Source organism: Sphingomonas sp. SORGH_AS_0950 (genome assembly GCF_030818415.1).
In the GTDB taxonomy this organism is placed as follows: Bacteria; Pseudomonadota; Alphaproteobacteria; order Sphingomonadales; family Sphingomonadaceae; genus Sphingomonas.
The window spans coordinates 3,278,056-3,288,066 of the sequence record NZ_JAUTAE010000001.1; the positions used below are offsets into that span (position 1 = coordinate 3,278,056).

The 10,011-nt window shown below is 68.7% G+C and carries 14 protein-coding genes and 1 pseudogene; 6 read left to right on the forward strand and 9 right to left on the reverse strand.

Annotated elements, in window-relative coordinates; genetic code table 11:
- Positions 1 to 27: 27 nt before the first annotated feature.
- Positions 28 to 420 (reverse strand): glycine zipper 2TM domain-containing protein, encoded by a 393-nt coding sequence (locus QE385_RS14780; RefSeq protein ID WP_307103081.1) that lies wholly within the window; start codon positions 418 to 420, stop codon positions 28 to 30.
- Positions 421 to 584: 164 nt separating this feature from the next.
- Here QE385_RS14780 and QE385_RS14785 point away from each other — a divergent pair, with 164 nt between their 5' ends.
- The 3 genes from QE385_RS14785 to QE385_RS14795 are packed head-to-tail and all read left to right on the forward strand — an operon-like array spanning position 585 to position 2,142.
- Positions 585 to 1,250 (forward strand): HAD-IA family hydrolase, encoded by a 666-nt coding sequence (locus QE385_RS14785; protein ID WP_307103083.1) that lies wholly within the window; start codon positions 585 to 587, stop codon positions 1,248 to 1,250.
- The gene (locus tag QE385_RS14790) at positions 1,247 to 1,462 is read left to right on the forward strand and encodes a hypothetical protein (RefSeq protein WP_307103085.1); all 216 of its coding nucleotides are present in this window, start codon (positions 1,247 to 1,249) and stop codon (positions 1,460 to 1,462) included. Before QE385_RS14785 ends, QE385_RS14790 begins: the two co-directional genes overlap by 4 nt.
- Positions 1,459 to 2,142: an ATP12 family chaperone protein gene (locus tag QE385_RS14795; protein WP_307103087.1), complete on the forward strand. Its 684-nt coding sequence runs from the start codon at positions 1,459 to 1,461 to the stop codon at positions 2,140 to 2,142. Before QE385_RS14790 ends, QE385_RS14795 begins: the two co-directional genes overlap by 4 nt.
- 521 nt (positions 2,143 to 2,663) lie before the next feature.
- Here the strand turns inward: QE385_RS14795 and gmk are convergent.
- The 7 genes from gmk to rsmI form a co-directional block, all read right to left on the reverse strand.
- Positions 2,664 to 3,323 (reverse strand): guanylate kinase, encoded by a 660-nt coding sequence (gmk, locus tag QE385_RS14800; RefSeq protein ID WP_307103088.1) that lies wholly within the window; start codon positions 3,321 to 3,323, stop codon positions 2,664 to 2,666.
- Between the two features lie 79 nt (positions 3,324 to 3,402).
- The gene (locus QE385_RS14805) at positions 3,403 to 3,612 is read right to left on the reverse strand and encodes a hypothetical protein (protein WP_307103092.1); all 210 of its coding nucleotides are present in this window, start codon (positions 3,610 to 3,612) and stop codon (positions 3,403 to 3,405) included.
- Entirely contained in the window at positions 3,609 to 3,818 is a 210-nt protein-coding gene (locus tag QE385_RS14810; RefSeq protein ID WP_307103094.1) for a hypothetical protein, read from the reverse strand. Before QE385_RS14810 ends, QE385_RS14805 begins: the two co-directional genes overlap by 4 nt.
- Positions 3,819 to 3,907: 89 nt before the next feature.
- Positions 3,908 to 4,870 carry a glutathione synthase gene (gene gshB, locus QE385_RS14815; RefSeq protein ID WP_307103096.1) on the reverse strand — a complete coding sequence of 321 codons (963 nt, stop codon included), beginning with the start codon at positions 4,868 to 4,870 and terminating at the stop codon, positions 3,908 to 3,910.
- A gap of 87 nt (positions 4,871 to 4,957) precedes the next feature.
- The gene (locus tag QE385_RS14820) at positions 4,958 to 5,335 is read right to left on the reverse strand and encodes a YraN family protein (protein ID WP_307103098.1); all 378 of its coding nucleotides are present in this window, start codon (positions 5,333 to 5,335) and stop codon (positions 4,958 to 4,960) included.
- A gap of 28 nt (positions 5,336 to 5,363) precedes the next feature.
- Entirely contained in the window at positions 5,364 to 5,732 is a 369-nt protein-coding gene (locus tag QE385_RS14825) for an STAS/SEC14 domain-containing protein (RefSeq protein ID WP_307103101.1), read from the reverse strand.
- A gap of 63 nt (positions 5,733 to 5,795) precedes the next feature.
- Entirely contained in the window at positions 5,796 to 6,665 is an 870-nt protein-coding gene (gene rsmI, locus QE385_RS14830) for a 16S rRNA (cytidine(1402)-2'-O)-methyltransferase (RefSeq protein ID WP_307103103.1), read from the reverse strand.
- On the opposite strand from rsmI, the gene QE385_RS14835 reads away from it, so the two are divergent.
- Both QE385_RS14835 and cutA read left to right on the forward strand, forming a co-directional pair.
- The gene (locus QE385_RS14835) at positions 6,664 to 7,896 is read left to right on the forward strand and encodes a penicillin-binding protein activator (protein WP_373424675.1); all 1,233 of its coding nucleotides are present in this window, start codon (positions 6,664 to 6,666) and stop codon (positions 7,894 to 7,896) included. The two genes, rsmI and QE385_RS14835, sit on opposite strands and share 2 nt — an antisense overlap.
- Complete coding sequence (cutA, locus tag QE385_RS14840) at positions 7,893 to 8,210, forward strand: divalent-cation tolerance protein CutA (RefSeq protein ID WP_307103105.1); 318 nt, start codon at positions 7,893 to 7,895, stop codon at positions 8,208 to 8,210. The genes QE385_RS14835 and cutA overlap by 4 nt, the downstream gene beginning before the upstream one ends.
- Here the strand turns inward: cutA and hemW are convergent.
- A pseudogene (hemW, locus tag QE385_RS14845) lies at positions 8,207 to 9,380 on the reverse strand (radical SAM family heme chaperone HemW). The gene cutA and the pseudogene hemW sit on opposite strands and share 4 nt — an antisense overlap.
- Here hemW and QE385_RS14850 point away from each other — a divergent pair.
- Positions 9,379 to 10,002 carry a CAP domain-containing protein gene (locus QE385_RS14850; RefSeq protein WP_373424676.1) on the forward strand — a complete coding sequence of 208 codons (624 nt, stop codon included), beginning with the start codon at positions 9,379 to 9,381 and terminating at the stop codon, positions 10,000 to 10,002. The pseudogene hemW and the gene QE385_RS14850 overlap by 2 nt on opposite strands.
- The last annotated feature ends 9 nt before the right edge of the window (positions 10,003 to 10,011 follow it).

Here is a 10,011-nt window from a genome sequence, read left to right on the forward strand (position 1 = left end):
GAGGGCGCTTGCTCTGCGCCTTCGCGATTAACGGCAATAGCCGGGATTGTTCGACTTTTCGATCGCGTGACCGGCCAGTGCACCCGCGCCGCCGCCCAGGATCGTGCCGAGCGTCCGGTCGCCGCGCGTGTCGATCGTCCGGCCCAGCAGGCCGCCCGCGATCGCGCCGACGATGGTGCCGGTGGTGCCGCTGTTGCAGCGCTGCGGACCACGGTTGTAATAGCCGCGGTCATAGCCGCCGCGACGGTCGTAATAGCCACGGTCATAGCGCGGGCCACGGTTGTAGCCGTCATAATAGGCATCGCCATAGGCGCGCTCATAGCGGTCGCCATAATAACGCTGCGCCGAGGCGGCGGTCGGAACCATCGCCGTCGCGCCGACGGCAAGGGCAGCGGCTGCGAGCGAGAGCTTCTTGAACATCGTCTTCTCCCTTGATCTTCAATCCGGCGGCGAAGGGACCAATCCCGTCGTCGTTGATGCTCTTCTGCCCGATTCGCCATGATGCGATGCTGAATGCGTTTGTTAGCTATCGTTCATGTACGAGGGCGCTTCCCCCGCCGCGACCTTGCCGATAGGACGGGCCGATGACGCGCCCGCGCCTTGCCCTGTTCGATTGCGACGGCACCCTTGTCGACAGCCAAGCCAATATCTGCCTTGCCGCCGTCAAGGCGTTCGCCCTGTCCGGCCTCACCCCACCGCCCGCACCGGCAATTCGCCGGATCGTCGGGCTGAGCCTGGTCGAGGCGATGCGCGTGCTCGCCCCCGACCAGCCCGACGAGGCGCATCACCGGCTGGCCAGCGATTACAAGGCGGCGTTCTTCCGCCTGCGCACCGAAGGCGCGATGGCGCCCGAGCCGCTGTTCGACGGTATCCCCGCGCTGCTCGACCATCTGGCGGGGGAGGGCTGGCTGATGGGCGTGGCGACCGGCAAGTCGGACCGGGGGCTTGCCCGCGTGCTGGCCGAACATGGCCTGGCGCATCATTTCGTCACGTTGCAGACCGCCGACCGGCACCCCTCAAAACCCGATCCCGCGATGGTCTTTGCCGCCATGGCCGAGACGGGGGTGGCCGCGGCGGACGTGGCGATGATCGGCGATACGAGTTTCGACATGGCGATGGGCAAGGCGGCGGGCGCCTTCGCGGTCGGCGTGGCCTGGGGATATCATGACGTGCACGAACTGGTGAATGCGGGCGCGCAGGTCGTCGCGCAGGACGTGGCCGATCTGCCTGCGCTGCTGGTGCGGGCATGAGCGCGGATAGCCGCGCGCGGCGGCACTGGTTCATCATCACAGGCGTCCGCCTGGTCGGCGTGGCGGGGGCGCTGTTCGGCATCGTGCTGGCCTCGCGCGGGTTGGCCTGGCCGCAAAAGGCGCTGGGCGTCGCCATTGTCCTGTCGGCCTTGGCGATGATCGCGGTCGTGCCCGCCGGGCTGGCGCATCGCTGGCGGAGTGGTGCGGAATGAAGCGGTTCTGGACGAATGTCGGCGTCGATGCCGATCGGGTGGTCCGGCTGGACGATCGGCCGGTGCGCACGCCGGGCCGTGCGCCGCTGGCCTTGCCGACGCCCGCGCTGGCCGAGGCGGTGGCGGGGGAATGGCGCGCGGTCGAGGAGACGGTGGACCCGCGCGCCATGCCGCTGACCGGGCTGGCCAATGCCGCGATCGACCGGATCGGCCCGGACCCGGCGCCCTTTGCGCAGGGGCTGGCGCGCTATGCCGAAACCGACCTGCTCTGCTACCGCGCCGACTCGCCGCCCGAACTGGTCGAGCGGCAGGACCGGGTGTGGAACCCGCTGCTCGACTGGGCGCGCGATCGCTACGACGTGCATTTCACGCTGGTGAGCGGGATCATGCACCGGCCCCAGCCCGATGCGACGGTCGATCGGCTGGCGCAGGCGGTGGCGGCGCTCGATGCCTTCCGGCTGGCGGCGCTGTCGCCGGTGGTGACGATCACCGGCTCGCTGGTCCTGGCGCTGGCGCTGCTGGAGGGCGCGGCGGAGCCCGATGCGGTGTGGATCGCCGCGCATGTCGACGAGGATTTTCAGGCCGAGATATGGGGCGAGGACTATCTCGCCATCGAGGCGCGCGAAGGCAAAAGACGCGAGTTCGACGCGGCCGTGCGGTTTCTGGCGGCGCTGGGGTAGGGGCGTGGGCTTCGACTTCGCTCAGCCCGAACGGGGGTGGGGCGTGAGGCGGGGATTTCTACTGGCAAGCCACGCCCTCCGTTCGCACTGAGCAAAGTCGAAGTGCACGGGATTCGTTTGCGGCCAGGCTTTCGCTTGGGCTTCTACTTAGCTCAGCCTGAACGGAGGTGGGGCGTGAGGAGAGGCTTTCTGCTGGTACGCCATGCCCGCCGTTCGCACTGAGCGAAGTCGAAGTGCACGGGATTCGTCTGCGGCGAGGCTTTCGCTTGGGCTTCGACTTCGCTCAGCCTGAACGGGGGGTGGGGCGCGAGGAGAGGCTTTCTGCTGGCACGCCCGCCTTCCGTTCGCACTGAGCGAAGTCGAAGTGCGCGGGACTCGTTTGCGGCCCGGCTTTCCCTTGGGCTTCGACTTCGCTCAGCCTGAACGGAGGTGGGGGGTGAGGAGAAGCTCTCTGCTGGCACGCCACCCCCGCCGTTCGCACGGCGCGAAGGCGAAGGGCGCGCCCGGCACCCATCCCGTAGTTACTTCGTGGTCAGCTTCCGGATGAATCCGATCAGCCCGGTCTGGCGCGAACGCTTCAGTCGTTCGGCCTGGAGGATGGTCTTCACCCCCTGGAAACACTGTTCCACATCGTCATTGACCAGGACATAGTCATAGCCGTCCCAGTGGCTGACCTCATTGGTCGCACGGGCCATGCGCGCGTCGATCACCGCCACCGAGTCGGTCGCGCGGCGCTCGAGTCGCTGGCGCAGTTCCTCCATCGAGGGGGGGAAGATGAAGACGCGGACCACGTCGCCGCCCGCAATCTGGAACAGCTGCTGCGCGCCCTGCCAGTCGATGTCGAACAGCACGTCCTTGCCGGCCGCCAGCATCGCCTCGACCTGCGCGCGCGGCGTGCCGTAGCGATTGTCGAAGACATGCGCCCATTCCAGGAACTCGTCATTCGCCACCATGTGGCGAAATTGCTCGAGGTCGACGAAGTGATAGTCCTTGCCGTCCTCTTCGCCGGGACGGATCGGACGGGTCGTCGCCGACACTGACATCTGAAGGCCCGCATCGTCTGCCAGCAGCTTACGCGCGATGGTCGACTTGCCCGCGCCCGAGGGAGAGGACAGCACGAACAACATGCCGCGGCGCTTCAACTTGTGGGGATCGTCGGGATTGGCGGGCGAATTGGGCATGGCTGCCTTTGACGCACGCCACCGCAGCGCGTCAAGCCATGGCTGACGCGCTGCGACAGGTCGAAGGCGATCGGGCGCGTCAATAGCGCGTGGTGGTCGCCTTGCTGGCCTTGTGGCGGTCATAGGCCTTCTTGGCCGCATAGCCGCCGCCGAGCAGCAGGCCGAGCGGGCCCAGCCGCCGCATGCCGCCCACCGCCAGCGCACCTAGCGCGGCACCCTTCAGCCCGTCATTGCCTTCGCGACGGCTGACTTCACGCCCGACCAGCGCACCGATGATTCGTCCGATCATTGCACCTCTCCAAAAACCCGGTCCTTGAGCTCGCCCGCGCCGCGCAGCACCGCCCAGCCCACCGCGTAGGTGATGGCCAGCGGCAGCACGACCTTCAGGACATTGGCGGTCACCGCGCCGATGATCGCGCCGTCGGCGACGCCATCGTCGCCCGACAGACCGTCGATCGCGGAACCGACCAGCGCGCCGATAGTGGTTGCACCCATTGCTCTGCCCCTCATTGCTCAAGGCAGGAAAAGCGCGGGAGGGGCGATGGGTTCCGTGCGCATCGGCGGTCCTGCGCGCGACGTGATCCTCAGCCCTTGGCCGCGACCTTGGCCTCGATCGCATCCCAGATCATGGCGGCGACATCGGTGCCGTCGAATTTCTCGATCGCGACGATGCCGGTGGGGGAGGTGACGTTGATCTCGGTCAGCCATTCGCCGCCGATCACGTCGATCCCGACGAACAACAGCCCGCGCCGCTTCAGCTCCGGCCCCAGCACCGAGCAGATCTCGCGTTCGCGCGCCGTCAGCTCGGTCTTCTCCGCCGAGCCGCCGACCGCCAGGTTGGAGCGGATCTCACCCTCGCCCGGCAGGCGGTTGATCGCGCCCGCGACCTCGCCGTCGATCAGGACGATCCGCTTGTCGCCCTTCGCTACCGCCGGAAGGAACGCCTGCACCATATGCGGTTCGCGATATGCGGTGTTGAACACCTCGATCAGCGCGGACAGGTTCGCGCCGTCGCGCCCGACCTTGAAGATCGCCTTGCCGCCATTGCCGTGCAACGGCTTGATGACGATCTCGCCATGCTGGGCCAGGAACGCCCGCGCCTCGTCCAGCGAACGGGTGACGAGCGTCGGCGGCATGAATTGCGGATAGTCGAGGACGAAGACCTTTTCCGGCGCGTTGCGCACGCTGCGCGGATTGTTGACGACCAGCGTCTTCTCGGCGACCCGCTCCAGCAAATGGGTGGCGGTGATATAGCCCAGGTCGAAGGGCGGGTCCTGGCGCATCAGCACGACATCGGCCTCGTCGCCCAGGTCCAGCTTCACCGGCTCGCCGAAGCTATAATGATCGCCCGCGACCCGTTGCACGGTGACGGGATGCGCCTTGGTCCAGAGATGCCCGTCCGACCAGTTGAGGTCGCCCGCATCATAATGGAACAGCTTGTGTCCCCGTGCCTGCGCCGACAGCATCAGCGCGAAGCTCGAGTCCCCGGCGATATTGATCTGGTCCATCGGGTCCATCTGGACAGCGACGGTCAGCGGCTTGGACATGGGGAGCGTTCCTTCCTTCGAACGGGTCTTTGGCAGGGGAGGTAATCCTTCGCCCCGCCCCTGTCACCCGCCCCTGTCACCCGCGCGTCACCCGCACCAGGCATTTTCGATGTGACGCGGCCGCGTACCCGGCGCGAGCAGGATGACGTCGACGCGGATATCGTCGCTCGGTCCCGCATAGGTCGCCATCAGGATTTCCGCCGCCGCCGCGACCCGCGCCAGCCGCCGTTCGTCGATCGCGAAGTCCAATTCCGCGGCGGTCTTGCGCGTCTTGACCTCGACAAAGGCGACCAGCGATCCGCGCCGCGCGATCAGGTCGACCTCCCCCGCAGGCGTGCGGACCCGGCGGTCGAGAATGGTCCAGCCCTTCAGCCGCAGCCACCATGCGGCCAGGCGCTCGCCGCGTCGGCCCGACTCTTCGGCGGCACGGCGGTTCCGGCGGGGGCGAGGCGGAACGAGCGACATGCGCCCCTGCTAACCCATGACCCGGTGGTCAGGCGAGGCTTTCCTCCGGCGATACCAGCCATTCCAGGGCGGATTCGGACGTTTCGAAGATGCGCAGATAGGGTTGCTTCATCAGGCGCAGGATCTGCTGCCGTGCGATCGCGCTGTTGGTCACCATGCCGATGCGACGGGCGCGCGGGAAATTGCGCATATTGTTGTGCACGACCATGACGGAATCGGACGGCTGGACGCGGATGACGCTCATATCGACGCGCAGGAGATAGCCGGGCACGAAGCCGCTGCGCCAGAAAGCGTCCGTCAGCTCATGGGCATAGCGCGCCGCGATCTCGGGCGTGAACAGCCCTGTCCAGCGTATGTCCAGCAGGTTGATGTCGTGATGAAAATCGAAGGCGTACATGAGGGAGCGGCTCCTGGCCCCGCCATGCGCCTGCGTCCCTTAGAAATTCCCTAACGCCGCATCCTAATCGCTTGAATCCCCGCTCTTCAGCGCCAGGGCACGGGCGTAGAGCGCCTTGCGGTCGAGGCCCAGCGCCTTGGCCACCTCGCTCGCCGCGCGGCCGACGGGCAGGCGGGTCAGCGCCTCGGCCAGCGCGGCGTCGGCATCCTGCTCGGTGGCGGGCGGGGCCTCGCCCGGCGGCGCGACGACGATCGCGATCTCGCCCTTCGGCCCGCCCTCGGCATAGCGCGCGGCGAGGGTGGAGAGGGTGCCGGTCACCGCCTCCTCGAACTTCTTGGTGATCTCGCGCGTCACCGCCGCCTCGCGGTCGCCCAGCCCTTCCGCCAGCGCGGTCAGCGTCGCGGCGAGGCGCGGCCCCGATTCGTAGAGGACCAGGGTCGCGCGGATCCCGGCGATCTCGGCGATCGCATCGGCGCGCGCCTTTTCCTTGGGCGGCAGGAAGCCCGCGAACAGGAACCGGTCGGTCGGCAGCCCTGCCAGGGTCAGCGCGGCGATGGCGGCGCAGGGGCCGGGGATCGTCACCACCGCATGCCCCGCCGCGCGCGCATCGCGCACCAGCTTGTAACCCGGGTCCGAGATCAACGGTGTCCCGGCATCGGACACCAGCGCCACCGCCTGGGTCGCCATGCGCGCGATCAGGCCGGGGCGGACATGCTCGGCATTGTGGTCGTGATAGGGCTGCATGGGCCGCTTGACCCCGATATGGCGGAGCAGACCGGCGGTCACACGGCTGTCCTCGACGGCGATGACATCGGCGTTTGTCAATATGTTGGCGGCGCGCGGCGACAGATCGCCGAGATTGCCGATCGGGGTCGCGACGATGTACAGCCCGGGTTCGAGAGTGTGTTCGGATTGGGTCACGGGGATCGTCATGACAGAGGCAGGGCTGTTCGTACAACCGGGGGCCGCAGATTCGGGCGGCTCGCAATTTCACGGCTGGCGGATCGGGCGCGGCCTGGCGCTGGCGACGACGCTGTTCCTGGGAGCGTGCCAGACGATCGTCCCGCGCGGGCCCGTCGAACAGCCCCAGACCCGGCCCGTGCCCACGACGCCGCGCCCGTCGACCGAGGTCGAGCACGGCCTGCCGCGCGACACCGCGCGCCACCGCGTCGCGTTGCTGGTGCCGCTGTCGGGCGCCAATGCGGGCGTGGGCCAGTCGATCGCCAACGCCACGATGATGGCGTTGCTCGATGCGCAGGCGGACACGATCCGAATCACCAATTACGACACCGCGAACGGCGCGGCGGCGGCGGCGCAGAAGGCGATCGCCGAGGGCGCGCAGCTGATCCTGGGGCCGCTGCTGTCCGAGGACGTCCGCGCGGTCGCGCCGGTCGCGCGGGCGGCGCGGGTGCCGGTCATCAGCTTTTCCAACGATGCCGGGGTCGCGGGCGGCGGCACCTATCTGATGGGCTATACGCCCGCCCAGTCGATCGACCGGGTGGTGGATTTCGCGCATGAGCGCGGCGTCACGACCTTTGCGGGCCTCGTCCCCAACGGCCTGTATGGCGAGCGCGCCTCGACCGCCTTTCTCCGCGCGGTCGAGGGGGCGGGGGGGCAGGTCGTCTCGCTCCAGCCCTATGGCCGGGTCGCGGGCGGGATCGCGGCGGCGGCGCAGCGGCTGAACGCCAAGGCACCCTATGACGCGGTGCTGGTCGCCGATGGCGGCGCGGCGGCGGCGGCGGCGGCCCCGATCCTGAAGCGCGGGTCGGGGGCGAACACGCATCTGCTGGGGACCGAGCTGTGGAACTCCGAATCGGGGATCGCCGCGCGCGCGCCGCTGAACGGGGCCTGGTTCGCCAGCGTGTCGAACACGCTCTACCGGCAATATGCGACCAAATACCGCGCCCGGTTCAGGACCGCGCCCTATCGCCTGTCGAGCCTGGGCTATGACGCGGTCCTGCTGACCGTGCGGATCGCCCGCGACTGGAAGATGAACGCGCCGTTCCCCGAGACCCGGCTGCGCGCGTCGGATGGTTTTTCCGGGATCGACGGCGCCTTCCGCTTCGGCCGCGACGGCGTGGCCGAACGCGCGCTGGAGGTACAGGAAATCCGCGACGGCACCACGATCACCGTATCCCCCGCCCCGACCGGGTTTGGGGAGTGAACCCGGAACCGATCGTCGTCATGTGCACGGTGGGCGGGCGTGACGAGGCCGCCGCCATTGCGAGGATGCTCGTCGAGAACCGATTGGCCGCGTGCGTCCAGGCGATGCCGATCGAAAGCTGGTATCGCTGGGACGGGGCGGTGCAGAACGACTCCGAAGTGATGCTGCATATCAAGACGGTGAAATCCCGCTTCGCCGCCCTGTGCGAAGCGATCGAGGCGTTGCACAGCTATGACGTGCCCGAGATCCTCGCGCTGCCCGTCACCGACGTCTCGCCGCGCTATCTGGACTGGATGCGCGACGCGGTCGGTTAGCCCGGAGCCCCGTCCGTCACGACCACTTCCCGCAGCACCGCGTCCAGAAGAAGCGCCCCCGCCTCGGTGACGATCAGCCGGTTGCCCTCCAGGCGTATCAGTCCCTGTCGCGACATAGTGTCGAGCGTGGCATGGTTCACCATCTCCCGCCCCCCGGCCAGCGCGGTGATGCGGGTCAGGTCGACGCCTTCGCGCAGGCGCAGGCCCATGACCAGCGCTTCGGTCGCGCGGGTGACGGGATCGAGCGTTTCCTCGGTTTCGATGCCGTGACCGTTGCGATCGACCGCCGCCATCCAGTTTTCGGGCTTCTTGCGGCGCACCGTCGCCACGCCCTCGCGGCGGCCATGCGCGCCGGGGCCTATCCCGACATAGTCGCCGTAACGCCAATAGGTCAGGTTGTGGCGGCTCTCCGCCCCCGGCCTCGCATGGTTGGACGTCTCATAGGCGGGCAGCCCGGCGGCGGCGGTGCGCTGGCGGGTCGCCTCGAACAGGTCGGCGGCGGCGTCGCCGTCGGGGATGGTCAGCCGTCCCGCCGCCGCCTCGGTGTGGAAGCGCGTGCCCGGCTCGATCGTCAGCTGATAGAGCGACAGATGCTCGGTGCCATAGCCGATCGCGCGGCTCAGCTCGGCCTCCCAGTCGGGCAGGGGCTGGCCGGGGCGGGCATAGATCAGGTCGAAGCTGACCCGCCCGAACACCCCTTGCGCGGTCTGGAGCGCGCGCAGCGCCTCGTCCACGCCGTGCGCCCCGGCCCAGGAAATGCAGCGCCTCGTCATCGAGCGCCTGCACGCCCAGCGACGCGCGGTTGACCCCGGCGGCGGCCAGATCGGCGAAACGCGCCGCCTCGACCGAGGAAGGATTGGCCTCCAGCGTGATCTCGATCCCCTCGGCAAAGCCCCAGTGGCGCTCGGCTGCGTCCAGGATCGAGGCGACCGTGGCGGGGGGCATCAGCGAGGGCGTACCGCCGCCGAAGAAGATCGAGGTCAGCCGCCGATCGGGCAGCGCCTCTGCCTCATGCGCCAGATCGGCGAGCAGCGCCTTTTGCCACGCCGCCTGGTCCACCGACTCGCGGACATGGCTGTTGAAGTCGCAATAAGGGCATTTGGAGACGCAGAAGGGCCAATGGACATAGAGCGCGAGCGGGGCGGGGGGCGGCGATATTGCGGAGGACATGATGCGGCCCGATATGGCGGCGATGCGTGCGCTTCGCCATCTCTTATCGATTCCCGTCCTCGCCCTGTTGCTGGCGGGCTGCGGCCAAATGGTCCCGTCCTCGCGGCCGGGGACGGGGGAGAGTCCGCCCGCGCGCGTGGTCGAGGCGCGCCCCTCCGATGCGCCCGCACCGCGGGGGGCCGGATTGTTGCGACAGGCGATGCTGGCCGGGCACCGCGCGGCGCGGGCGGAGATCGGGTTGCCGCCCCTGGCCTGGGACGACCGGCTGGCGGCGAGCGCGCTGGCCTATGCGCAGGAGATGGCGCGTACCGGCCGCTTCCAGCATGCCGAACAGCCGCAGGGGCCGACCCGGCAGGGTGAGAATCTGTGGACCGGCACGCGCGGCGCCTATCGCTATGACGAGATGATGGGGCATTGGGTCGCGGAGAAGCGCGACTTCGTGAATCTGCCCGTGCCGCAATCGAGCCGGACCGGGCAGTTCGGCGACGTGGCGCATTATACCCAGATCGTCTGGGCGCGTTCCACGGCGGTCGGATGCGCGATGGCGAGCAACGCACGCGACGACTTCCTCGTTTGCCGCTATAGCCCGACGGGCAACGTCTTTGGCGAACGGGCATTCTGACTCGACGGA

What these genes read in the sequence shown, in the direction of transcription:
- QE385_RS14780 (WP_307103081.1), bottom strand. Translation starts at nt 420, where the DNA reads ATGTTCAAGAAGCTCTCGCTCGCAGCCGCTGCCCTTGCCGTCGGCGCG.
- QE385_RS14785 (WP_307103083.1), top strand. Translation starts at nt 585, where the DNA reads ATGACGCGCCCGCGCCTTGCCCTGTTCGATTGCGACGGCACCCTTGTC.
- QE385_RS14790 (WP_307103085.1), top strand. Translation starts at nt 1,247, where the DNA reads ATGAGCGCGGATAGCCGCGCGCGGCGGCACTGGTTCATCATCACAGGC.
- QE385_RS14795 (WP_307103087.1), top strand. Translation starts at nt 1,459, where the DNA reads ATGAAGCGGTTCTGGACGAATGTCGGCGTCGATGCCGATCGGGTGGTC.
- gmk (WP_307103088.1), bottom strand. Translation starts at nt 3,323, where the DNA reads ATGCCCAATTCGCCCGCCAATCCCGACGATCCCCACAAGTTGAAGCGC.
- QE385_RS14805 (WP_307103092.1), bottom strand. Translation starts at nt 3,612, where the DNA reads ATGATCGGACGAATCATCGGTGCGCTGGTCGGGCGTGAAGTCAGCCGT.
- QE385_RS14810 (WP_307103094.1), bottom strand. Translation starts at nt 3,818, where the DNA reads ATGGGTGCAACCACTATCGGCGCGCTGGTCGGTTCCGCGATCGACGGT.
- gshB (WP_307103096.1), bottom strand. Translation starts at nt 4,870, where the DNA reads ATGTCCAAGCCGCTGACCGTCGCTGTCCAGATGGACCCGATGGACCAG.
- QE385_RS14820 (WP_307103098.1), bottom strand. Translation starts at nt 5,335, where the DNA reads ATGTCGCTCGTTCCGCCTCGCCCCCGCCGGAACCGCCGTGCCGCCGAA.
- QE385_RS14825 (WP_307103101.1), bottom strand. Translation starts at nt 5,732, where the DNA reads ATGTACGCCTTCGATTTTCATCACGACATCAACCTGCTGGACATACGC.
- QE385_RS14835 (WP_373424675.1), top strand. Translation starts at nt 6,664, where the DNA reads ATGACAGAGGCAGGGCTGTTCGTACAACCGGGGGCCGCAGATTCGGGC.
- rsmI (WP_307103103.1), bottom strand. Translation starts at nt 6,665, where the DNA reads ATGACGATCCCCGTGACCCAATCCGAACACACTCTCGAACCCGGGCTG.
- QE385_RS14850 (WP_373424676.1), top strand. Translation starts at nt 9,379, where the DNA reads ATGATGCGGCCCGATATGGCGGCGATGCGTGCGCTTCGCCATCTCTTA.